This is a genomic window from Achromobacter sp. 2789STDY5608615, from assembly GCF_001298995.1.
In the GTDB taxonomy this organism is placed as follows: domain Bacteria; phylum Pseudomonadota; class Gammaproteobacteria; order Burkholderiales; family Burkholderiaceae_B; genus Achromobacter; species Achromobacter insuavis.
In genome coordinates this window covers 90024-112192 of sequence record NZ_CYTY01000005.1, presented here as the reverse complement: position 1 = coordinate 112192, position 22169 = coordinate 90024, and the positions used below count along the sequence as shown (strand labels likewise).

Annotated in this window: 18 protein-coding genes; 5 read left to right on the top strand and 13 right to left on the bottom strand. The window is 69.4% G+C overall.

The window, feature by feature from the left end:
- Positions 1–6: 6 nt before the first annotated feature.
- Positions 7–798, top strand: coding sequence for a 16S rRNA (adenine(1518)-N(6)/adenine(1519)-N(6))-dimethyltransferase RsmA (gene rsmA / locus AOZ49_RS06035; RefSeq protein ID WP_054433556.1), 792 nt, complete (start codon positions 7–9; stop codon positions 796–798).
- Positions 799–866: 68 nt separating this feature from the next.
- Here rsmA and AOZ49_RS06030 read toward each other — a convergent pair whose 3' ends face one another.
- Positions 867–2009, bottom strand: a complete 1143-nt coding sequence (locus tag AOZ49_RS06030; RefSeq protein WP_054474615.1) for a glycerate kinase — start codon at positions 2007–2009, stop codon at positions 867–869.
- Positions 2010–2114: 105 nt separating this feature from the next.
- Here AOZ49_RS06030 and pyk point away from each other — a divergent pair, with 105 nt between their 5' ends.
- On the top strand, positions 2115–3557 hold the full coding sequence (pyk, locus tag AOZ49_RS06025) for a pyruvate kinase (RefSeq protein WP_054474614.1): 1443 nt from the start codon (positions 2115–2117) through the stop codon (positions 3555–3557).
- Positions 3558–3603: 46 nt separating this feature from the next.
- Here pyk and AOZ49_RS06020 read toward each other — a convergent pair whose 3' ends face one another.
- On the bottom strand, positions 3604–4833 hold the full coding sequence (locus tag AOZ49_RS06020) for a nucleoside recognition domain-containing protein (RefSeq protein ID WP_054474613.1): 1230 nt from the start codon (positions 4831–4833) through the stop codon (positions 3604–3606).
- Positions 4834–4981: 148 nt separating this feature from the next.
- Between AOZ49_RS06020 and AOZ49_RS06015 the strand changes: the two genes are divergently transcribed.
- On the top strand, positions 4982–7225 hold the full coding sequence (locus AOZ49_RS06015; RefSeq protein ID WP_054474612.1) for an acyl-CoA dehydrogenase: 2244 nt from the start codon (positions 4982–4984) through the stop codon (positions 7223–7225).
- On the opposite strand, the gene def is transcribed toward AOZ49_RS06015, so the two are convergent.
- The 8 genes from def to glyQ form a co-directional block, all read right to left on the bottom strand.
- Positions 7213–7746 carry a peptide deformylase gene (def, locus tag AOZ49_RS06010; protein ID WP_054433561.1) on the bottom strand — a complete coding sequence of 178 codons (534 nt, stop codon included), beginning with the start codon at positions 7744–7746 and terminating at the stop codon, positions 7213–7215. The two genes, AOZ49_RS06015 and def, sit on opposite strands and share 13 nt — an antisense overlap.
- 126 nt (positions 7747–7872) lie before the next feature.
- Positions 7873–8268, bottom strand: coding sequence for a lactoylglutathione lyase (gene gloA, locus AOZ49_RS06005; RefSeq protein WP_006388855.1), 396 nt, complete (start codon positions 8266–8268; stop codon positions 7873–7875).
- Positions 8269–8279: 11 nt separating this feature from the next.
- Positions 8280–9425 carry a 2-aminoethylphosphonate--pyruvate transaminase gene (locus AOZ49_RS06000; RefSeq protein WP_054474611.1) on the bottom strand — a complete coding sequence of 382 codons (1146 nt, stop codon included), beginning with the start codon at positions 9423–9425 and terminating at the stop codon, positions 8280–8282.
- Positions 9426–9509: 84 nt separating this feature from the next.
- Positions 9510–10493, bottom strand: a complete 984-nt coding sequence (locus AOZ49_RS05995; protein WP_156333493.1) for a M48 family metallopeptidase — start codon at positions 10491–10493, stop codon at positions 9510–9512.
- Positions 10480–11208, bottom strand: coding sequence for a lysophospholipid acyltransferase family protein (locus AOZ49_RS05990; protein WP_054474610.1), 729 nt, complete (start codon positions 11206–11208; stop codon positions 10480–10482). The genes AOZ49_RS05995 and AOZ49_RS05990 overlap by 14 nt, the downstream gene beginning before the upstream one ends.
- A complete protein-coding gene (gmhB, locus tag AOZ49_RS05985) occupies positions 11208–11747 on the bottom strand; it encodes a D-glycero-beta-D-manno-heptose 1,7-bisphosphate 7-phosphatase (protein ID WP_054474609.1) in 540 nt (179 codons plus the stop codon). The genes AOZ49_RS05990 and gmhB overlap by 1 nt, the downstream gene beginning before the upstream one ends.
- Positions 11744–13882, bottom strand: coding sequence for a glycine--tRNA ligase subunit beta (glyS, locus tag AOZ49_RS05980; RefSeq protein WP_054474608.1), 2139 nt, complete (start codon positions 13880–13882; stop codon positions 11744–11746). The genes gmhB and glyS overlap by 4 nt, the downstream gene beginning before the upstream one ends.
- The gene (gene glyQ / locus AOZ49_RS05975; protein WP_006388861.1) at positions 13883–14794 is read right to left on the bottom strand and encodes a glycine--tRNA ligase subunit alpha; all 912 of its coding nucleotides are present in this window, start codon (positions 14792–14794) and stop codon (positions 13883–13885) included.
- A gap of 257 nt (positions 14795–15051) precedes the next feature.
- On the opposite strand from glyQ, the gene AOZ49_RS05970 reads away from it, so the two are divergent.
- Together AOZ49_RS05970 and AOZ49_RS05965 are read left to right on the top strand one after the other, a co-directional pair.
- Positions 15052–15819, top strand: coding sequence for a crotonase/enoyl-CoA hydratase family protein (locus tag AOZ49_RS05970; RefSeq protein ID WP_006393032.1), 768 nt, complete (start codon positions 15052–15054; stop codon positions 15817–15819).
- A gap of 240 nt (positions 15820–16059) precedes the next feature.
- On the top strand, positions 16060–17583 hold the full coding sequence (locus AOZ49_RS05965; protein ID WP_054433568.1) for a fumarate hydratase: 1524 nt from the start codon (positions 16060–16062) through the stop codon (positions 17581–17583).
- Positions 17584–17698: 115 nt separating this feature from the next.
- Here the strand turns inward: AOZ49_RS05965 and AOZ49_RS33940 are convergent, their stop codons facing one another.
- The 3 genes from AOZ49_RS33940 to AOZ49_RS32905 all read right to left on the bottom strand — a co-directional run bounded on the left by AOZ49_RS33940 (position 17699) and on the right by AOZ49_RS32905 (position 22068).
- Positions 17699–19150, bottom strand: a complete 1452-nt coding sequence (locus AOZ49_RS33940) for a methyl-accepting chemotaxis protein (RefSeq protein WP_054474607.1) — start codon at positions 19148–19150, stop codon at positions 17699–17701.
- A gap of 265 nt (positions 19151–19415) precedes the next feature.
- Positions 19416–20645 carry an autotransporter outer membrane beta-barrel domain-containing protein gene (locus AOZ49_RS05955; RefSeq protein WP_197286704.1) on the bottom strand — a complete coding sequence of 410 codons (1230 nt, stop codon included), beginning with the start codon at positions 20643–20645 and terminating at the stop codon, positions 19416–19418.
- A complete protein-coding gene (locus AOZ49_RS32905; protein WP_197286703.1) occupies positions 20638–22068 on the bottom strand; it encodes a hypothetical protein in 1431 nt (476 codons plus the stop codon). Before AOZ49_RS32905 ends, AOZ49_RS05955 begins: the two co-directional genes overlap by 8 nt.
- Positions 22069–22169: the final 101 nt, after the last annotated feature.

Sequence of the window (22169 nt, the reverse complement as noted above, 5' to 3'; positions counted from 1 at the left end):
CTTTTCATGTCTCAACACCAGGCGCGCAAGCGCTTTGGCCAGAACTTCCTGACCGACGAGAGCGTGGTCGAGTCGATCGTGCGGGCGGTCAACCCCGCCCGCGGCGATACCGTGGTCGAGATCGGTCCGGGCCTGTCGGCGCTGACGCGGCCGCTGCTCGAGCGGCTCGATCACCTGACCGCGGTCGAGATCGACCGCGATCTGGCGGCGCGCCTGCGCAAGCAGTTCGAGGAAGGCCGCCTGACCGTGGTCGAGGCCGACGCGCTGACGGTGGATTTCTCGCAGTTCGGCGCCGGGCTGCGGGTGGTGGGCAACCTGCCCTACAACATCTCCAGTCCGCTGCTGTTTCACCTGATGACCTGGGCCGATCATGTCCGCGACCAGCATTTCATGCTGCAGCGGGAAGTGATCGACCGCATGGTGGCGCAACCCGGCAGCGGCGATTTCAGCCGCCTGTCCGTGATGCTGCAGTCGCGCTATCGCATGCACAAGCTGTTCGACGTGCCGCCCGAGGCGTTCGATCCGCCGCCCAAGGTGGTGTCGGCTATCGTGCGCATGGTGCCGCTGCCGGCCGAACGCCTGCGCCCGGTCAGCGCGCGCGCCTTCGAGACCGTGGTGGCCCGCGCCTTCTCGCAGCGCCGCAAGATGCTGCGCCGAGTGCTGGCCGACTGGGCGCCGCAGGTGCCCTGGGAAGCGCTGGACATCGCGCCCACCGCGCGCGCCGAGGATATCTCGGTGGACCGCTACATCCGTCTGTCGGACGCGCTGGTCGAGGCCGGCGTGCTGCAGCGCGGTTGATGCCGCAATCCCCAAAAAAAAGCCCGCGTCGAGCGGGCTTTTTTTTGTGGCGCCGCGTTGTGCCGTGGCTACAGCATGCGCTTCTGCGCCGCCATCCACAGTTGCATCACGTCGCGGGCGCGATCGTGCAGCAGCCGCTCGGCATCGGCCAGGGCCTGTTGCAACGTGATGGGACCCGGCGCCAGGCTGAAGGCGGCGCTGATGCCGCCCGCGTGGAGCGCTTCGTAGCCTTCGCCCAGCGAGCCGGCCAGCGCCACCACCGGCACGCCGGCCTGGTGCGCGATGCGGGCCACGCCCGCGGGCGTCTTGCCGCGCAGGGTCTGCGCGTCCATGCGGCCTTCGCCGGTGAAGGCGAGCGTGGCGCCCTCCATGGCCTGCGCCAGGCCGCCGAGTTCGGCGACGATCTCGACGCCGGGGCGGAAGTGCGCGTTCAGGAAGGTCTTGGCGGCGAAGCCGAGACCGCCGGCCGCGCCCGCGCCGGCGTCATCGCGGCGATCGCTGCCCAGCTGGCGCGCACAGACGTCGGCGAAGTGGCCGAGCATGGCGTCCAGCGCCAGCACCTGTTCGGGCGTGGCGCCTTTCTGCGGACCGAAGATGTGGGAGGCGCCCTGCGGTCCGCACAGCGGGTTGTCGACGTCGGAGGCGATGACGATGCGCGTCTTCGCCAGCCGCGGATCGAGGCCGCGCGGGTCGATGCTGGCCAACTGCCCCAGCGCGCCGCCGCCCGGCGGCAGGCTGTGGCCGTCCTGGTCGAGCAGGCGCAGGCCCAGCGCGGTCAACATGCCGGCGCCGCCGTCATTGGTGGCGGAGCCGCCCAGGCCCAGGATGATGCGTTCGGCGCCGGCGTCCAGCGCCGCGAGGATCAGCTCGCCCACGCCATGGCTGCTGGCGCGCATCGGGTCGCGCTTGGCCGGCGCGATCAGTTCCAGCCCGGCGGCCGCGGCCATCTCGATGATGGCAGTGCCGTCTTCGAGCAGGCCCCACACGGCGTCGACCTTGTGGCCCAGCGCGTCGTTGACGGTGCGCTCGCGCGCCTGGCCGCCGGCGGCCGCCAGCACCGCCTCGACCGTGCCTTCGCCGCCGTCGGCCATCGGGATGCAGACGGTCTGCGCCCCGGGGCAGGCGGCCTTGACGCCGCGGGCGATGGCCGCGGCCGCGTCCGGCGCGGAAACGCTTTCCTTGAAAGAGTCGGGTGCGATGACGATTTTCACGAGGCCTGCCACGGTTCGTTGGGGACGGGATGTCGATCATGATACCCGCGTGTCCGCCGCCGTCGTACCATAGCGCTTTCGTTGTTCATGTGAGAGTGGATCGCCATGCCTGTATTGCGCCGCACCAAAATTGTCGCCACCCTGGGGCCCTCGACGTCGACGCCGGAACGCATCGACGCCATGATCAAGGCCGGCCTGGACGTGGCGCGGCTGAACTTCTCGCACGGCAGCGCCGACGACCATCGCGAGCGCGCCCGCCTGGTGCGCGAGAGCGCCGCGCGGCAGGGCCGCTTCGTCGCCATCATGGGCGACCTGCAGGGCCCCAAGATCCGCATCGCGCGCTTCACCGACAAGCTGGTGCAGCTGCAGGTGGGCCAGCCGTTCACGCTGTCGCGCGTGCATCCGAAAGAGGCCGGCACGGCCAGCATCGTCGGCATCGACTATCCCGAGCTGGTGACGGACTGCCGCGTCGGCGACGAGCTGCTGCTCGACGACGGCCGCGTGGTGCTGGTGGTCGACCGCGTCGAGGGCGACGAGGTCCACACCACCGTCACGGTCGGCGGCCCGCTGTCCAACAACAAGGGCATCAACCGCCGCGGCGGCGGCCTGTCGGCGCCGAGCCTGACCGACAAAGACCGCGTCGACATCAAGCTGGCCGCTGAAATGCAGCTGGACTTCGTGGCGGTGTCGTTCCCGCGCTATGGCAGCGACATCGACGAGGCGCGCGAACTGCTGCGCGCCGCCGGCAGCGAAGCCTGGATCATCGCCAAGATCGAACGCGCCGAAGCGGTGGCCGACGACGAAGCGCTGGACGCGCTGATCCGCGCCAGCGACGGCGTGATGGTGGCGCGCGGCGACCTGGGCGTGGAAGTGGGCGACGCAGAATTGGTCGGCATCCAGAAGCGCATCATCCAGCACGCCCGCACCCTGAACAAGGTGGTGATCACCGCGACCCAGATGATGGAGTCGATGATCTCCAGCCCGATCCCGACGCGCGCCGAAGTGTCGGACGTGGCCAACGCGGTGCTGGACTACACCGACGCGGTGATGCTGTCGGCGGAAAGCGCGTCGGGCGCTTATCCGGTCGAGACGGTGCAGGCCATGGCGCGCGCCTGCCTGGGCGCGGAAAAGCATCCCACCAGCACGCAGTCGCATCACCGCCTGGGCGAGACCTTCACGCGCTGCGACGAAACCATCGCGCTGGCGGCCATGTACGCGGCCAACCATTTCCCGGGCGTCAAGGCCATCATCGCGCTGACCGAAAGCGGCCATACGCCGCTGATCATGTCGCGCATCCGCTCGGGCGTGCCGATCTACTGCTACAGCCCGCACAGCATCACGCAGAACCGCGTGACGATGTTCCGCGGCGTCTACACCATTCCGTTCGCGCCGTCGGACTACGAGCCGGCCGACCTCAGCAACGCCGCCATCGACGAACTGAAGAAGCGCAATCTGGTGAAAGAGGGCGACTGGGTCATCCTGACCAAGGGCGACTTCTACCGCGACAGCGGCGGCACCAACGGCATGAAGATCCTGCTGGTGGATTGAGCGGTCCCGTGGCGCGCCGGGCCTGCAAGCAGGCTTCGCGCGCCGTTCAGCCGAAGAACCAGTAGCACACGCCGATGGCCGCCAGCACGCCGGCCAGGTCGGCCACCAGCGCGCAACCCACCGCATGGCGCGCGCGCAGGATGCCGACCGAGCCGAAATACACCGCCAGCACGTAGAAGGTGGTTTCGGTGCTGCCTTGCACCACCGCGGCCAGCAGCGCGGGGAAACTGTCCACGCCGAAGTGTGTCATGGTCTCGAGCATCATGGCGCGCGCCGCGCTGCCCGAGAACGGCTTGACCAGCGCGGTCGGCAGCGCGTCGACGAAGCGCGTGTCCCAGCCGGCATTGGCGGCCAGCCAGCGGATGCCGTCGAGCAGGAAATCCAGCGCGCCCGAGGCCCGCAGCACGCCGACCGCGCACAGCATCGCCACCAGATAGGGCAGCAGGCTCTTGGCGATGTCGAAGCCTTCCTTGGCGCCTTCGATGAAGGCCTCGTAGACCGGCACCTTCTTCCAGGCGCCGACGATGAGGAAGGCCAGCAGGATGCCGAACAGGGCCAGGTTGCCCATCAGCGACGACAGCGCGGCGATGGCGCTGGCCGACATGCTGGCCAGCAGCGCCATGAAGCCGCCCATGACCAGCGCCGCGCCGCCCAGCCACAGCATCACGACGGGATCGATCAGGCGCAGGCGCTGGCATGCCGCCACCACCAGGAAACCGGCCAGCGTCGACGCGCTGGTGGCCAGCAGGATCGGCAGGAACACCAGGGTGGGGTCGGGCGCGCCCTGCTGCGCGCGGAACATGAACAGCGTCACCGGCAGCAGCGTCAGCGACGAGGCGTTGAGCACCAGGAACAGGATCTGGGCGTTGCTGGCGGTGTCGGGCCTGGGGTTGAGCGATTGCAGTTCGCGCATGGCGCGCAGGCCGATGGGCGTGGCGGCATTGTCCAGCCCCAGGCCGTTGGCGGCGAAGTTGAGCGTGATCAAGCCGATCGCGGGGTGGTTGCGCGGCACCTCGGGCATCAAGCGCGCGAACAGCGGCCCCAGCAGCCGCGCCAGCCGTTCCACCAGCCCGGCGCCCTCGGCGATGCGCAGGAACCCCAGCCACAGCGTCAGCGTGCCGAACAGTAGCACCATCACCTCGACCGACATCCGCGCCATGTCGAACAGGCTGGCGACCATGGCGCGGAACACGTCCGGGTCGCCGATGGCCAGCCAGCGGTATAGCGCGGCCGCGGCGGCAGTCAGGAAGAAGCCCAGCCAGAGTTTGTTCAGCATGCGGTGTGTGCCCGGATAGCGATTGGATTGCGCACCAGCGCGGGGAGGCCCATTGTCGCAGAGTCGGACCGGTGGGGTTTGGCCCCGATGGCCCAATTCTGGTACTTTGCCCTGATATGCCCAGTGGCATCGAACGAGAGGGGAGCTCATGGATTTCAACGCATGGCGCCGGCGCCGCATCTCCGAACCCGCGTACCGCTGGGCGCGCAACGCGATGCCGCCGCTCTCGGCCACCGAACGCGAGGCCATCGAGGCCGGCGACACCTGGTGGGAAGCCGACCTGTTCACCGGCAATCCCGACTGGCGCAAGCTGCTGGACGTGCCCGCGGCCGCCCTGACGCCGGAGGAACAACGCTTCATCGACGGCCCGGTGGCGCAGTTGTGCGCCATGCTGGACGAATGGGACATCACCTGGCATCGGCGCGACCTGCCGCCCGAGGTCTGGGCCTTTCTGAAGGCGCAGCGCTTCTTCGGCATGATCATTCCCAAGCGCCACGGCGGCCTGGGGTTCTCGCCCTACGCGCATTCCGAGGTGGTGCGGCGTATCTCGGCCTATTCGATCACCGCCGGCGTCACGGTCATGGTGCCCAACTCGCTGGGGCCGGGCGAGCTGCTGATGCAGTTCGGCACCCAGGCCCAGCGCGACTACTGGCTGCCGCGCCTGGCCGACGGCCGCGAGGTGCCGTGCTTCGGCCTGACCAGTCCCGAGGCCGGCTCGGATGCCGCCTCCATGGTCGATACCGGCGTGGTCTGCCGCCAGGTGGTGGACGGCCGCGAGCTGATCGGCGTGCGCCTGAACTGGCACAAGCGCTACATCACGCTGGGGCCGGTGGCCACGGTGCTGGGGCTGGCGTTCAAGATGTCGGACCCCGACGGCATCCTGGGCGAGGCGCGCGACATCGGCATTTCCGTGGCGCTGGTGCCGACCGACGCGCCGGGCGTCGAGATCGGCCGCCGCCACCTGCCAGCGATGCAGGTGTTCCAGAACGGACCCAATCGTGGCCGCGACGTGTTCGTGCCGCTGGACGCGCTGATCGGCGGCGTCGAGCGCGCCGGCCATGGCTGGCAGATGCTGATGAGCGCGCTGGCGGCGGGGCGCGGCATTTCACTGCCGTCGCTGTCGGCCGCGGCGTGCGTGATGAGCGCGCACGCCACCGGCATGTACGCGCGGGTGCGCGAACAGTTCGGCATCCCCGTCGGCAAATTCGAAGGCGTGCAGGAAAAGCTCGCCAGCCTGGCGGGCAATGCCTACCTGGTGGAAGCGGCCCGGCGCCTGACCTGCGCGGCGCTGAACCAGGGCGTGAAGCCGGCGGTGGTGTCGGGCATCATGAAATACCACGCCACCGAGCGCATGCGGGTGTCGGTCAACGACGCCATGGACGTGCATGCCGGCCGCGCGGTGATCGACGGACCCAGCAACTACCTGGGCGCGCTGTACCGGGCGGTGCCCATCGCCATCACGGTCGAGGGCGCCAACATCCTGACGCGCAACCTGATCATCTTCGGCCAGGGCGCGATCCGCGCCCATCCCTACCTGATGCCGGAGATCCTGGCGCTGGGCAATCCCGATGAAGAGCGCGGCATGGAAGTGTTCCATGACGTGTTCTGGCGCCACCTGCGCCATACCGGCATGAACACGCTGCGCGCCATCGGCCGCGCCTGGACCGGCGGCGTGCTGGCGCCGTCGCCGGTGTCCGGTCCCACCGCCGGCCATTACCGCCGGCTGGGCCGCTATGCGGCCGGCTTCGCGCTGCTGGCCGACGCCACGCTGGCGCGGCTGGGCGGCGGCCTCAAGCGCCGCGAGATGATCTCGGCGCGGCTGGGCGACATCCTGGCCGAGCTGTACCTGCTGTCGGCCGTGCTCAAGCGCTGGGAGGACGAAGGGCGCAAGCACGACGATCTGCCGCTGGTGCGCTGGTGCATGGAACAGGGCTATGCCGAGATCGAGAAGCGCATGGACCAGGTGCTGTCGAACCTGCCGGGCCGGCCGCTGGCCTGGGCGCTGCGCGCGGCCATCCTGCCGTTGCGGCTGGCCAAGGGGCCGGGCGATGCGCTCAGCCGCGAATGCGCGGAACTGCTGCTCAAGCCGTCGCCGACCCATGTGCGGCTGGCGGCCGACCTGCAGCGCGTGTCAGGCAGCGGCGGCCAGGGCGATGCCGATCCGCTGGCGCTGCTGACCCGCGCCTTCGCCCTGGTGGACGCGGTGCAGCCGATCCGCGACCGGCTGCGCCAGTCGGGCGTGCGCGATTGGCGCGAGGCGCACCGGCACGGCGCCATCACGGCGACGCAGGCCGCGCAACTCGAAGAGGCCGAGGCGATCGTGTCGCGCGTGCTGCAGGTAGACGATTTCGCGCCCGAGGAATTGTCGCCGCGGGACGATCAGTCGTCCTGATTCGGGTCCATGCCCGGGAACAGGATTTCGGTGAAGCCGAACTTCGAGAAATCCTGGATCCGGGAAGGATAGAGTCGGCCGATCAGGTGGTCGCATTCATGCTGCACCACGCGGGCGTGGAAGCCCTCGGCCTCGCGGTCGATGTCACGGCCGTAGGGATCCTTGCCCTGGTAGCGGATGTGGCGATAGCGCGGCACCAGGCCGCGCAGCCCCGGCACCGACAGGCAGCCTTCCCAGCCGTCTTCCATGTCGTCGGACAGCGGCGTGATGACCGGGTTGCACAGGATCGTCTGCGGCACCGCCGGCGCGTCGGGATAGCGCTCGTTGCGATCGAAGCCGAAGATGACCAGCTGCAGGTCCACGCCGATCTGCGGCGCGGCCAGGCCCACCCCTTGCGCCGCCGCCATGGTCTCGAACATGTCTTCGATCAGGGCGTGCAGTTCGGGGGTATCGAAGCGCTCGACCGGCGGCGCGATGCGCAGCAGCCGGGGATCGCCCATTTTGAGGATGGAGTGGATCATGGCGATGGTGGAAAAAAAGTGGTCCGTCGTTAGAAGGGGGCTTTCCCCGCCGGGCCGCCCCAAGGGGAAAGCGCCCCCTCGGGGGGGGGGGCAGCTAGCTCACGTAGTGAGCGCGGCGTGGGGGCCTCAATCCACTCGTCCCTTCTTCTGGATGAATTCGATCTTGTAGCCGTCCGGGTCCTCGACGAAGGCGATCACGGTGGTGCCGTGCTTCATCGGGCCGGCCTCGCGGGTGACCTTGCCGCCGCGTTCCTTGACCTTGTCACAGGCTTCGTAGGCGTTGTCGACTTCCAGGGCGATGTGGCCGTAGCCGGTGCCCAGGTCGTACTTGTCGGTATCCCAGTTGTGGGTCAGCTCGATCACGGCGCCTTCGGATTCATCCTGGTAGCCGACGAACGCCAGCGTGAACTTGCCGTCGGGGTAGTCGTTGCGGCGCAGGACGCGCATGCCGAGCACGTTGGTGTAGAAGTCGATGGACTTGTCGAGGTTGCCGACTCGCAGCATGGTGTGGAGCATACGCATGGTGGAATTCCTTAAGCGATGAGGGGGGGGGGCGGGAAGCCGTGGACGTGTCCGGCGGACTCCCGGGTTATGCCGAGGTCTTGCAGCGCGCCGCCCATGGCGTCGACCGCAAGCCGCATCTGGTCGGGCCCGAAGGCGCCGATGCAACCCACCCGGAAAGTGGGCAGTTCGGTGTTGGTGAAATTGCTGAGCACGAAGCCGCGCTGCTTGAGCGCGTCCACGAACAGCTGCAGGTTCCAGGTCGGCGCGTCGGGCGCATGCACGTTGACGACGATCGGGCCTTGCAGCGCGGGCGGCAGGTAGGGGCTGAGCCCCAGGCCGGCCACGCCGTCGTAGAGGGTGCGCATGTTGGCGGTGTAGCGCGCCAGCCGGGCTTCGCGGCCTTCCTGATGATACAGCTCCAGCGCCACGGCCAGCGCCGCCAGCGTCGGCGCCGGCGGCGTGAAGCGCGGGCCGGCATTGGGCGCCAGGGTGTGCTGGTAGATGTCGGCCAGGTCCAGCGACCAGCTGCCGGCGTTGCCGCGCGCGGCCTCCAGGCTGTCGCGGCGGCCCACCACGAAGGCGGCGCCGGGCAGGCCTTCCAGGCACTTGTTGGCGGTCAGCACCACGGCGTCCACGGCCGGCAGGGCGCGCATTTCCAGCGGCAGCGCGCCGAAGGCCGAGACCGCGTCGACGATGACGCGGCGTCCCAGCGCGTGGGCGATGCGGGCCAGTTCCGGCACGTCGTGGCAGATGCCGCTGCCGGTCTCGCTGTAGACCAGCGCCACGTGCGTCAGGCTCGGGTCCTGCTCCAGCGCCCGCGCCACGGCCTGGGGATCGACGCGGTCGCGCACGCCCACGTACAGCGGCACGGCGACGCGGCCGGCCTCGGCGGCCAGCTTCTGCAGGCGGCCGGCGTAGGCGCCGGTGGACGGCACCAGCAGGCGGCCGCCGGGCGGCACCAGGGTGCGGATCGCGGCTTCCACCGCGAAATGGCCGCAGCCCGGCAGCGCCAGCGCCACGTGCTCGTCCGCGTCGGCCTCGGCCACGCGCAGCACGCTGGCGCAGACCTGGTGGTACAGTTCGCGGAATTCGTTGTCCCAGGGCGCATAGTCCTGCGCCATGGCGGCCTTCACCCGCGCATCGGTCGTGACCGGGCCGGGAATCAGCAGAAGCATGGTGTGTCTCCGTGGGTACTCATGCGAGGCTTCTTTTCGTGTGAACAGGCCCTGGGCTGGTTGCGGGGGCGTCGCGCACCGACCCTAGAATTGGGGCAGCGAGGCCGGGTCGTGGCGCCGCAGCACGTTCTTCGCTTCCTCGAAATCGGGCAGGATCTGGCCGACTTCGCGCCAGAAGTCCTGGCTGTGGTTCATTTCGCGCAGGTGCGCCAGTTCGTGCGCGATGACGTAGTCGATGATGGCGGGCGCGAAATGGATCAGGCGCCAGTTCAGCATGATGTTGCCGTCGCTGGTGCACGAGCCCCAGCGCGTGGCCGCCGACGACAGACGCCAGCGGCGGATCTTCAGGCCGCTGATCTGCAGGAAGTGCGCCAGCCGGGCGCCGAACCAGGCGCCGGCGCGCTGCTGCAGCCAGGCCTGGGCGGCGTCGCGGATGCGGCCCTGGTCGGCATCGGCCGGCAGGGCCAGCCACAGCGTGTCGCCATCGGCCGGCGCTTCGGCATCGCCCGACAGGCGGGTCTGGCGGCTGTCGCCGCCCACGCCCAGCACGATGCGCTTGCCCAGGTAGGGCAGTTCGCCGCCGGCCTGCCAGCGCGTGTGCGCCATGGCCAGCTGCTGCTTGCGGGTGTGCCATTCGCGCAGCTTGGCGACGATCCAGCGGGATTTCTCGCGCACCGCGTCGTCGATCTGCGCCAGCGTGACCCAGTTGGGCGCCGTGACGCGCAGGCCGTCGTCGGTGATGACGAAGCCGATGCTGCGGCGGCGCGAGCGCAGCAGCACGAAGCCGATGGGTTGCGGGTCGGTGTCCACCTCGCGCCAGCGCGCGCCGGGCGGCAGCGGATCGGGGCAGGGGGTGGGCACGCGCGCGGCGGCGTTGGGCGACAGCGTCAGCAGCGGTTCGCCGGCCGGCTTGGGCGCGGAGGAGGCAGGGGGAGGGAACAGCGGCGCGGGCGGCGTGGCCGCCGGCGCCTTGCGTGGCGCGGGAGACGCGCTCAAGGGCGACGCGTCGGCAGACGCGTCGGAGTCTTGCACGTCGAACAGGAGTTCGAGCTGGTCAGTGCTGGGCATACCTTTCTGGATTGAGACGCCGCATTTCCCCTTCGATCCAGTCCTGGACTTTCTGGTTCAGTTCCTCGGGGGAGATTCCCTTCGATTCTATCGCGGGACCGATGGACAGCGTAACCATGCCCGGATATTTGACGAAGGCGTTGCGGCGCCAGCATTCGCCGGCATTGTGCGCCACCGGGATGACCACCGCGCCGGTGCGCGAGGCCAGCAGCGCGCCGCCCATCTTGAAGCGCGCGGTCTTGCCCGGCGGCACGCGCGTGCCTTCCGGGAACAGCAGCGGCCAGCGGCCTTCGTCCAGCCGGACCTGTCCCTGCTTGACCACCTGGTCGAAGGCGTCGCGGCCCTTGGCGCGGTCGATGGCGATCATGCGCAGCAGCGCCAGGCCCCAGCCGAAGAACGGCACCATGTGCAGTTCCTTCTTGTAGACGAAGCACACCTCGCGCGGCATGTAGGCCGGGAAGAACAGGGTCTCCCAGGCCGACTGGTGCTTGGACAGCAGCACCGCCGGGCCGTCGGGCAGGTTTTCCCAGCCCTTGACCTGCCAGCGGATGCCGCAGAACACCTTGGCGCCCCAGATGGCCAGGCGCGGCCAGCCCACCGTGAGCTTGTAGCGCAGGTGCAGCGGCAGCGGCGCCCACAGCACGCAGGCGAACGCGTACGGGATGACCGTGATGGCCAGGAACAGGAAATACAGGAACGAGCGCAGCCGGGCCATCAGTTGTCCTGCAGCAGGGCGTCGGCCACGGCCGACAGGTCGTCGCAGACCCGGGTGTTGTCGGGCAGGCCGCCCTTGGCCAGCGTCTTCTTGCCGTTGCCGGTCAGCACCAGCCAGGGCGAGCAGCCGGCGGCGGCGGAGGCCTGCAGGTCGCGCAGCGAGTCGCCCACGGCCGGCACGCCGGCCAGGTCGACGTCATAGCGGTGACCGATCTGCTCGAACATGCCGGGACGCGGCTTGCGGCAGGTGCAGTCGTCGTCCGGGCCGTGCGGGCACATGAAGACGGCGTCGACGCTGCCGCCGGCCGCGGCCAGCTCGCGCCGCATCTTGGTGTGGATGGCGGTCAGCGTGTCCATGTCGAACAGGCCGCGGGCCAGGCCCGACTGGTTGGTGGCGACCACCACCGTCCAGTCCGCCTGGGTCAGGCGGGCGATGGCCTGCAGGCTGCCGGGCAGGGCGATCCATTCGTCGGGACTTTTGACGAAGGCGTCGCTGTCCTGGTTGATGACGCCGTCGCGGTCGAGGATGATGAGCTTCACTGTGCCAGCCTGGAAATGTCAGCGACCTGGTTCATCAGGGTGTGCAGCTGGCCCAGCAGCGCCAGCCGGTTGGTGCGCACCGCCGGGTCTTCGGCCATGACCATGATGTCGGCGAAGAAGGCGTCCACCGGCTCGCGCGCCTGCGCCAGGGTGCGCAGGTTGGCGGCGAAGTCGCCGGCTGCCAGTTGCGCCTCGGCCTGCGGGCGCAGCGCGGCGATGGCGGCGGCCAGCGCCTTTTCGGCGGGCTCGACCAGGGCGGCGTCATTGACCGCGCCGATCTCGCCCTCGGCCTTCTTGAGCAGGTTGCCGATGCGCTTGTTGGCGGCCGCCAGGCTGGCGGCCTCGGGCATCTGCGCGAAGGCGGCGGCGGCGCGCACGCGCTCGGCCACCTGGTGCAGCGGCGGCGCCAGGGCGATGACGGCCTCGACCGCATTGCGGTCGTGGTCGTTGATCAGCTGGTTGCGGTAGCGCTCATAGATGAAGGCGCGCACCTCGGCCAGCGTGTCGGCGGGGATCTTGCCGGCCGGGAAGGTGGCGGCGGTGGCGGCCAGCAGGCCGTCCAGCGACAGCGGACCGTCCTGGTTGAGCTTGAGCCAGCCGCCGGCGGCCAGCTGCTCGAAGGCGCTGATCAGGCCCAGCGCGGCGCGGCGCAGGCCGAACGGGTCGCGTTCGCCGGTGGGCGCCAGGCCGATGGCCCAGATGCCGACCAGGGTCTCGGCGCGTTCGGCGATGAACAGCGTGGCGGCGGTCAGGCCGTCCTGCGAGACCGGCGTGTCGTAACGGTTGCGGTACTGGGTGCGCAGCGCCTGCACGACGCTGTCCGGCTCGCCGTCGCCGGCGGCGTAGTAGGCGCCCATGATGCCTTGCAGCTCGGGGAACTCGCCCACCATGTTCGAGCCCAGGTCGGCCTTGGCCAGCAGCGCGGCGCGGTCGGCGGCGGCGACGTCGCCGCCCAGCTTGCCGGCCACATCGCGGGCGATGGCGCGCACGCGCTCGACGCGTTCGAGCTGGGTGCCCAGCTTGTTGTGGTAGACGATCGAGCCCAGTTGCTCGACGCGCGCGGCCAGCGGCGTCTTGCGGTCGGTCTCGAAGAAGAACTGGGCGTCGGCCAGGCGCGGGCGCACCACGCGCTGGTTGCCTTCGACGATGTTCACCGGGTTGTCCGTGTGCATGTTGCTCACGATCAGGAAGCGGTGCGTCAGGCGGCCGCTGGCCGGGTCGAACAGCGGGAAGTACTTCTGGTTCAGGCGCATGGTCAGGATCAGGCATTCCTGCGGCACTTGCAGGAACTGTTCCTCGAACTCGCCCACGTAGACGGTGGGGTGTTCGACCAGGGCGGTGACTTCATCGAGCAGGGCGGCCACTTCGGGGTCGTCGCCCGGCGTGGCCGACAGGCGGCCGGCGTGGTCCAGCAGTTGGCGCTGGATCTCGTCGCGGCGGCCTTCGAACGAGGCCACCACGCGGCCCTTGTCGGCCAGGGTGGCGGCGTAGGCGTCGGCATCGGCGATGGCGATGGCGCCGTCGCTCATGTAGCGGTGGCCCAGCGTCTCGCGGCCGGCGGTCAGGCCGAGGGCGCTGACCGGAACGACGTCGGCGCCGAACAGCGCGATCAGGCCGTGCGCCGGGCGCACGAACTTGACGGTGGTTTCGCCGTCGGCCAGCTGGTAGCGCATGACCTTGGGGATCGGCAGGCCGTCGATGGCCGCGTCGATGCCTTCCTGCAGGCCGGCGGCCAGCGCGGCGCCGGGCGCGGTGCCGCGCGCGACCAGGTAATCCTGCTTGCCGTCGGACTCACGTTCCAGGGTGGCCAGGTCGATGTTTTCCAGGCCCTTGGCGGCCAGTTTCTTCTGCAGCGCCGGCGTGGCCTTGCCGTCTTCGGTCAGGCCGATCTTCACCGGCATCAGCTTTTCGGCGTAGGCCTGGTCGGGCGCCTGGGCCAGCACGGCCGACAGGCGCACCGCCAGGCGGCGCGGCGTGGCGTAGGGCTCGACGGTGCAGCCGTCGGCCAGCAGGCCGTGGCGCGCCAGCGTGGCGCGCACGCCCTCGGCGAAAGCCTGGCCCAGCTTCTGCAGGGCCTTGGGCGGGAGTTCTTCGGTCAGCAGCTCGACCAGCAGCGGGCGGATGTTCGTCGTCATTTATGCAGCCTCCCCGGCGGCCTTGTCGCGGCCCAGCATGGGAAAGCCCAGTCGTTCGCGGGAATCGTAGTAGGCCTGCGCGACGGCGCGCGACAGGTTGCGGATGCGGCCGATATAGGCGGCGCGCTCGGTGACGCTGATCGCGCCGCGCGCGTCCAGCATGTTGAAGGTGTGGGCGGCCTTGAGCGTGGCTTCATAGGCCGGCAGGGCCAGCGGCACGTCCATCAGGCGCTTGGCCTCGGCTTCGTAGTCGTTGAAGTGCGCGAACAGCATCTCGGCCGACGAATATTCGAAGTTGTAGGTCGACTGTTCCACTTCGTTCTGGTGGAACACGTCGCGGTACAGCACGCGGCGGCCGTTGGCGCCTTCGGTCCAGACCAGGTCGTACACGCTCTGCACGTCCTGCAGGTACATGGCCAGGCGTTCCAGGCCGTAGGTGATCTCGCCCGTGGTCGGGGTGCAATCCAGGCCGCCGACCTGCTGGAAGTAGGTGAACTGGGTCACTTCCATGCCGTTGAGCCAGACTTCCCAGCCCAGGCCCCAGGCGCCCAGCGTCGGGTTTTCCCAGTCGTCCTCGACGAAGCGGATGTCGTGCTGCGTCGGGTCGATGCCCAGCGCCTTGAGCGAACCGATGTACAGGTCCAGGATTTCCGGGGGCGCGGGTTTCAGCACCACCTGGTACTGGTAATAGTGCTGCAGGCGGTTGGGGTTCTCGCCGTAGCGGCCGTCCTTGGGGCGGCGCGAGGGCTGCACGTAGGCCGCGCGCCAGGGCTCCGGGCCGATCGCCCGCAGGAAGGTGGCGGTGTGCGAGGTGCCGGCGCCGACTTCCATGTCGTAGGGCTGCAGCAGGGCGCAACCCTGCTTGTCCCAGTATTCCTGGAGCGTAAGGATGATTTGCTGAAAGGTGAGCATAGGATTCTTGGAATTCGGTCGCCGGGCGACGTCTGCCGTGGGCGTGGGAAACCGGGCATTTTAACTGCCCCGGGGCGGCCTCGGGGCCGGACCCCGGGATTGCGGTTACATCCTGGCGGTTACATATCGGGCGGGGCGTGCTCCAGGCGGACACGGCCCGGGCGCCGCCCTGCGGCGGCCGGGCATTGGTCGTATCATTCCAGGTTGACCAGTCTTATATAAAACCAACATCCCCAAACCCCGGAAGGAGCATCCGCATGTCTGACCTGATCAAGGTGGAAGTCGCCGACGGCATCCAGATCATCACCATCAACCGCCCCGAGGCCAAGAACGCCATCAACCTGGAAACCGCCCAGGCCATGGCCGCCGCCCTGGATCAGCTGGACAGCCGCGACGACGTGCGCATCGGCATCCTGACGGGCGCGGGCGGCACGTTCTCGTCGGGCATGGACCTGAAGGCCTTCGCCAAGTCGGGCCAGCGCCCCTACGTCGAAGGCCGCGGCTTCGCCGGCCTGAACGAAGCGCCGCCGAAAAAGCCGCTGATCGCCGCCGTCGAAGGCTACGCCCTGGCCGGGGGCTGCGAAATGGCGCTGGCGTCCGACCTGATCGTGGCCGCCAGCAACGCCAAGTTCGGCCTGCCCGAGGTCAAGCGCGGCCTGGTGGCCGGCGCCGGCGGCATGCTGCGCCTGCCGCGCCGCCTGCCGTACCACATCGCCATGGAAGTGATCCTGACCGGCGACATGCTGGGCGCCGAGCGCGCCTACGGCTTCGGCCTGGTGAACCGCCTGACCGAGCCGGGCGGCGCCCTGGCCGGCGCGCTGGAACTGGCCCGCGCCATCGTCGAGAACGGCCCGCTGTCGGTGCAGACCGCCAAGAGCATCGTGGCGCAGTCCGGCGACTGGACCCAGGAAGAGATGTTCGGCCGCCAGCGTCCGCTGATCGCCCATATCTTCTCGTCGGCCGACGCCAAGGAAGGCGCCACCGCTTTCGCGGAGAAGCGCAAGCCGGTCTGGCAAGGAAAATAAATGGGTGCCCCCACGCCGCGCTCGCTGCGCGAGCTAGCTGCCCCCAAGGGGGCTCTTTTGCCTTGGGGCGGCCCGGCGGGGGAACCTCCCCCCACGCCGCGCTCGCAGTGCGAGCTAGCTGCCCCCAAGGGGGCTCTTTTGCCTTGGGGCGGCCCGGCGGCAAAAGTAACCCTTTCACCAGCGCGGCTGGCCGGTAGGTCGGCCGCGTTTTCACGTTCCCTTCGTTAATCGCATATCGCCATGTCCGTCCTCATCAAAGAAGAAGACTTCATCCAGTCGATAGCCGATGGCATCCAGTTCATCAGCTATTACCACCCCGTCGACTACATCCGCCACCTGGCCCGCGCCTACGAGCGCGAGGAAAGCCCGGCCGCGCGCGACGCGATGGCCCAGATCCTGACCAACTCGCGCATGTGCGCCGAGGGCAAGCGCCCGCTGTGCCAGGACACCGGCATCGTCAACGTGTTCCTGAAGGTCGGCATGGGCGTGCGTTTCGACACCAAGCGCACCCTGCAGGAACTGTGCGACGAAGGCGTGCGCCGCGGCTACCTGAACCCGGACAATCCCCTGCGCGCCTCGGTGCTGGACGATCCGCTGTTCGCCCGCAAGAACACCCGCGACAACACGCCCTGTATCCTGCACGTCGAGCTTGTCCCGGGTGACAAGGTCGACGTGCAGCTGGCTTCGAAGGGCGGCGGTTCGGAAAACAAGTCGAAGTTCGCCATGCTCAACCCCAGCGACTCGCTGGTGGACTGGGTGCTCAAGACGGTGCCGACCATGGGCGCCGGCTGGTGCCCGCCGGGCATGCTGGGCATCGGCGTCGGCGGCACCGCTGAAAAGGCCATGCTGATGGCCAAGCAGTCGCTGATGGAAGACATCGACATGTACGAACTGCTGGCCCGCGGCCCGCAGAACAAGCTCGAAGAACTGCGCATCGAGCTGTACGAGAAGGTCAACGCGCTGGGCATCGGCGCCCAGGGCCTGGGCGGCCTGACGACCGTGCTGGACGTCAAGATCAGCACCTTCCCGACGCACGCGGCCTCCAAGCCCGTCGCCATGATCCCGAACTGTGCGGCCACCCGCCACGCCCACTTCGAGCTGGACGGCTCGGGCCCGGCGCGCCTGGACCCGCCGTCGCTGTCGGAATGGCCGGAAGTGCACTGGGCGCCGGACTACAACAAGTCCAAGCAGGTCGACCTGAACACGCTGACGAAGGAAGAAGTCGCCAGCTGGAAGCCGGGCCAGACCCTGCTGCTGTCGGGCAAGATGCTGACCGGCCGCGACGCCGCGCACAAGCGCATCCAGGACATGCTGGCCAAGGGCGAGCCGCTGCCGGTGGACTTCACCAACCGCGTCATCTACTACGTCGGCCCGGTCGATCCGGTGCGCGACGAAGTGGTGGGCCCGGCCGGTCCGACCACCGCCACCCGCATGGACAAGTTCACCGACATGATGCTGGAGCAGACCGGCCTGATCGCCATGATCGGCAAGTCCGAGCGCGGCCCCGTCGCCATCGAGTCGATCAAGCAGCACGGCTCGGCCTACCTGATGGCCGTGGGCGGCGCGGCCTACCTGGTGTCCAAGGCGATCCGCGGCGCCAAGGTGCTGGGTTTCGCCGACCTGGGCATGGAAGCCATCTACGAGTTCGACGTGAAGGACATGCCGGTGACCGTGGCGGTTGACGCCCAGGGCACTTCGGTCCACACCACCGGCCCGAAGGAATGGCAGGCCCGGATCGGCAAGATCCCGGTCGCCACGGCGTAAGCCGGCGGCAGGAACGCGAAACGGGCGCCGGAGACGGCGCCCGTTTTTTTTATCCCTGCCGGCGCGTGTCGGGGCCCGCCGTCTGCGCGGGCTTCGTTGGCCGGCTCGATCCAGGTCAGTAGCGCACGTACTCCAGCGCCGGTTGCGAGGGCGCCGGGGAGCCGGCCGCGGCGGCCCGCGCCGACGCGGTCGGCCGCGCCGTCACGGGCCGGTCATGCACGTCGTAGGCGCGCTGCAATTCGTGCGCCGCCTCGGCCGTCATCTGGGTGATGTCCTCGGTCACGTCGCCCAGCTTGGCCGATTGCGCCAGCGACACCTCGACCACTTCGCCCATGATCTCGGCGACCCGCCGCGACGAGGTCACGATGTTCTCCATGGTGGCGCCGGCGGATTGGACCTGTTCGGCGCCGCTGCCGATCTGCTGGACCGAGGTGGTGATCAGGTCCTTGATCTCCTTGGCCGCGGACGCGCTGTTCTGGGCCAGGCTGCGCACTTCCGCCGCCACCACCGCGAAACCCCTGCCATGGGGGCCGGCCCGCGCCGCCTCGACCGCGGCGTTCAGCGCCAGGATGTTGGTCTGGAACGCGATGCCATCCATGACTCCGATGATTTCCGAGATGCGCCGCGAGCTGTCGGTGATGGTGCCCATGGTGGCGACCACGCCGGCCACGGTCTTGCCGCCTTCCTCGGCGACCTGGCAGGCGTCGCGCGCCAGCGTGTTGGCCTGGCTGGCGCGTTCGGCGTTTTCGGTCAGGCCCTGGACCGCCACCCGCAGCGTCTGCGCGGCGGTGAAGCGCTTGGTGATGTCGGTGGCGAACTTCACCACCTTGAACGGCCGCCCCTCGGCGTCGAAGATCGGGTTGTAGCTGGCCTCGATCCAGACGCGGCGGCCGTTCTTGCCGATGCGCAGGTACTGGCCGGTGTCGTATTCGCCGCCGCGCAGCTTGCGCCAGAATTCCTTGTAGGCGGGGCTGCGGACCTCTTCGGGCAACACCAGCATGCTGTGGTGCCGGCCGCGCAATTCGTCTTCGCGATAGCCCATGGCGTCCAGGAACAGGTCGTTGGCGCGGATGATGGCGCCGTCCAGTTCGAACTCGATGATGCCCTGCACCTTGGAGATGGCTTCGAGCTGGCCTTCGGTGTCCGCCTGGCGTCGCTGCTGCTCGGTGACGTCGGTGGCGTACTTGACCACCTTGAAGGGCCGGCCGGCGGCATCGAGGATCGGGTTGTAGCTGGCCTGCAGCCAGACGTCGCCGCCATCCTTGTGGATGCGGCGATAGCGCCCGGCGTCGTATTCGCCGCGCTTGAGCTTGTCCCAGAAGGCCATGTATTCAGGCGAATCGCGGCGGTCGGGCGCGACGAAGATGCGGTGATGCTGCCCCAGCAATTCTTCAAGCGTGTAGCCCATGGCGTCGAGGAAATTCTGGTTGGCCATGAGCACATGCCCGTCCAGGTCGAATTCGATGACCGCCTGCGCCTTGTGGATCGCCGCGATCTGGCCGTAAAGATCGGCGCTTCGCGTGTCGCGCTTGCGACGGAACAGACGCTTGAGGGAAAACCAATGCATGTTGAACTCGAACGAAAATGTTCCGCCGCGTCATTGCGGCCGAGGTCTCGGAAGACCTCGGATCGCCGGCGTTCGCGACGCTGCGGGCGAACGGCGCGCAGTCAGGCCCAGGGCAGCGGCGCAAGCGGATAGTCAGGGGATTGGCGCCTGGGCACGCCGCCGTCGGCCTGCGGAATCCTTTATCAGTGGGTGACCGGCATCATAAGGTTCAGGGAGCGCAAAACCGCGGGTTGGGGCCGGTTAGGCCGTCTGATAAAGGGAGCGGTCAGAAGGTCCAGCGCCAACTCAGCGTGGCGCTGTGGTCGCGGCTGCCCGCCCCGAGTTGTCCCGCGTAGTTCAGCGCGACCGTCGCATTGCGGCCGGCCTGCGCCTGCAGCCCGGCTTCGAGCAGCGCGGCGTTGCGGGCGATGGGCGCGCCGGTGACGGTAAAGGCCGAGCCGGTATCGAACGCCAGCGTCGAGGTCGGCCGCAGATCGCCGAAGGCGCGGCGCCAGCCAGCGCCGGCCGTGACGCTGCCTTGGAGCGGGCCCATCTGCAGCGACTGGGCGGCGCGCAGGCCCAGCGTGGCCGTCGTGGTGCGGGTGGCCTGGCGCGTGCCCGAGAGCGCGGCGCTGCCTCCGCTTTCCTGGAATGCCCGGCTGCGCAGGCCGGCCCACGCCAGGCCCGCGTAGGGTTCGAGCGTCAGGCCGCTGCCGGGGGCCAGGGTGTAGCCCAGTTCGGTGAAGACCTGGGTGGTGTTGGCGCGATAGCCGGTTCGCAACGTCTGGTCCAGGCCGCCGACGGCGACGCGCCGCCGCGTGTCGATGTCGTGCCAGGTATGGGACGCGCCCAGCATCAGGTTGAGCGTGCCGGGACCGGCCTCGAAGGCCTTGCCGCCGTAGGCGAGCGCGCTGTAGCTGTCGATGCCGCCGCGGTCTGCCGTGCCTTTGGTGCGCAACTGGCTGTCGGTGTACCCGAGCGCGCCGCCCAGGCGCCAGCCGGCGCCGAGGGCATGGTCCGCGCCGACGAAGAGACCGGTGGTGCGCAGGCGGACGGCGGTCGTGTCATCGGTCGCGTCCTGGCGCTGCCAGTTGCCGATCAGTTGCGCCCAGACCGGCCGGGCGCGGGAGACGGGCAGCGTGGACGCGGCCGGCGCGGCGTCGCTCAGGCCGGCCGCCGCGATCGGTTCGCCGGGACGCAGGCCCGCGGACAGATTGGCGCGCAGATGCGCCAGGGGCACGTTGCGGATCGTGGCGTCCAGGCCGGGCAGCGCATGGCGGACGCTGGCGTGCAGTTCCCCGGCGAGCGCCGAAAAAAAGGCCTGCGGCGCGCCTTCGGGCAGGTTCAGCGCGTGGCGGTAGAGGTCATGCCCGTCGGGCAGGCCGTCGATCGCATTGGCGGCGGCGATGGCGTTGCGCCCGCCGAGCAGATCGGCGAAACGAATCGATCCCGACGGGGCGCCGCCGCCCGCTTCCGGCGGCACCGGATCGGGAGAAGGCGGAGCCGGGTCAATCACCGGCGGCACCGGATCGGGAGGAGGCGGAGCCGGATCGGGAGGGCGCGGCGCGGGCGCTTCCTTGCGCGCCAACGTCAGCAGGGCGTCCTGATCGTCGTCTGAATAGCTGAGTGTGGGGGGTGAGGTACGCCAGGTTGGACGCCACGTCGCCAAAGCGCGTGCCGTTGAACGTGCCGTCGGCGTGCAGGATGGTGTAGGTGGTGTGCTCGGCGTACAGGTCCGATGCCATGGCGTTGACCTTCACGGCCGCGCCGTTGAGCCTGGCGGCATTCACGACATCCAGGCGGTCCGCCGCGGAGGGCGTGACCCGGACGGTGTAGACGCCATCGGTGCCGAAGTCGAGATTGCCGTCGCTCCAGATCTTCGCCGTGGTGGGGGCGTCGTCGTCGCTGCCCAGCGCCAGTTGATTGCGCTGGCCCATGAAGCGGACATCGCCAATGATGTCGGAGCCGGACCACATGATCAGCGTGTTGTCGTTGCCTTCGAACACGATGGCGGCGCCGCCGCTGCTGTTCAAGCGGCGCTTGTTGGTGACCGTGGTGTTGGAGCCGGCGCGCAGCGCGACGCCGACCTTGCCCTCGGTGGCCGCGGCGGGGACCTCCACGGCGCCCGGGCGGCCGCCTAGCACGACGTTGTTGTTGATGACGGTGCCCGAGCCGATCGATATGCCGCTGCCCCCGTCTCCGCTGGCCGATCTCGGGGTGCCGTAGTAACGGCGCGAGCCGCCTTGTCCGCCGGAGATCCGCGCATTGACGATGATGTCGCCATGCCCGAGCACCACGCCATCGCCGCCGCCGCCGGGCTGGTACGGAGAGGGGCCCCCCGCGCCGCCCGTGACGTTGCCGTTCAGGGTCAAGGTGCCGGACTGCACGGCGATGCCCGCGGCGCCGCCGCCGCCGCCGGCCGTGTGCAGGGCGCCGCCGGCGTAGACCAGCCCGTCGGCGCCCAACGCGCCCGCGCCGCCCTGGACGTCGACCCCCGCGGCCACGGTCAGGCGGGTATTTTCTCCTCCGAGGATGGCGACGCCGCCGCCGCCGCCGGAATGATCGGGGCCATCGGGGGTGCACGGCGCGGCGCAACTGCCATTGCGGCCGTGCGCGTCGACCGTGATGGTTGTTTCATCGGCGCCGAGGGTTGCGGGGGCGAGACCGCCGGTGCCCGGGCTGTTGGTGGCATTGCCGCCCGCGCCGACCGCGCCGCCCGCGACGACGGCCTCCAATCCACCGCCTTCGCCGCCGCGGATGAGCGGACTCAGGGCGCTGTTCTTGATGGCCCGCCCGCCCTGGCCGCCGCCACGCTTGCCCGCGTCGGCGAGCGCCGCGTCCGGCAAGGCCGCGCCGGCGCTCAGGGCCAGCATGAGCAGCGCCGCATACGTGAGGCGATTGGGGGGAACAGACTGCTTTCGGAAAGACAGGAATTGCATGGACGTGCCCTACATTTACCGGACGGATGAATGACGTGCCGGTAAGTGTAGGAATGCGAAAACGGCGTTTGATGACCAACCCGGCTTAAATAAAAACCAAG

Coding starts and splice junctions, on each gene's coding strand:
- rsmA (WP_054433556.1), top strand. CDS start 7: ATGTCTCAACACCAGGCGCGCAAGCGCTTTGGCCAGAACTTCCTGACC.
- pyk (WP_054474614.1), top strand. CDS start 2,115: ATGCCTGTATTGCGCCGCACCAAAATTGTCGCCACCCTGGGGCCCTCG.
- AOZ49_RS06020 (WP_054474613.1), bottom strand. CDS start 4,833: ATGCTGAACAAACTCTGGCTGGGCTTCTTCCTGACTGCCGCCGCGGCC.
- AOZ49_RS06015 (WP_054474612.1), top strand. CDS start 4,982: ATGGATTTCAACGCATGGCGCCGGCGCCGCATCTCCGAACCCGCGTAC.
- def (WP_054433561.1), bottom strand. CDS start 7,746: ATGATCCACTCCATCCTCAAAATGGGCGATCCCCGGCTGCTGCGCATC.
- gloA (WP_006388855.1), bottom strand. CDS start 8,268: ATGCGTATGCTCCACACCATGCTGCGAGTCGGCAACCTCGACAAGTCC.
- AOZ49_RS06000 (WP_054474611.1), bottom strand. CDS start 9,425: ATGCTTCTGCTGATTCCCGGCCCGGTCACGACCGATGCGCGGGTGAAG.
- AOZ49_RS05995 (WP_156333493.1), bottom strand. CDS start 10,493: ATGCCCAGCACTGACCAGCTCGAACTCCTGTTCGACGTGCAAGACTCC.
- AOZ49_RS05990 (WP_054474610.1), bottom strand. CDS start 11,208: ATGGCCCGGCTGCGCTCGTTCCTGTATTTCCTGTTCCTGGCCATCACG.
- glyS (WP_054474608.1), bottom strand. CDS start 13,882: ATGACGACGAACATCCGCCCGCTGCTGGTCGAGCTGCTGACCGAAGAA.
- glyQ (WP_006388861.1), bottom strand. CDS start 14,794: ATGCTCACCTTTCAGCAAATCATCCTTACGCTCCAGGAATACTGGGAC.
- AOZ49_RS05970 (WP_006393032.1), top strand. CDS start 15,052: ATGTCTGACCTGATCAAGGTGGAAGTCGCCGACGGCATCCAGATCATC.
- AOZ49_RS05965 (WP_054433568.1), top strand. CDS start 16,060: ATGTCCGTCCTCATCAAAGAAGAAGACTTCATCCAGTCGATAGCCGAT.
- AOZ49_RS33940 (WP_054474607.1), bottom strand. CDS start 19,150: ATGCATTGGTTTTCCCTCAAGCGTCTGTTCCGTCGCAAGCGCGACACG.
- AOZ49_RS32905 (WP_197286703.1), bottom strand. CDS start 22,068: ATGCAATTCCTGTCTTTCCGAAAGCAGTCTGTTCCCCCCAATCGCCTC.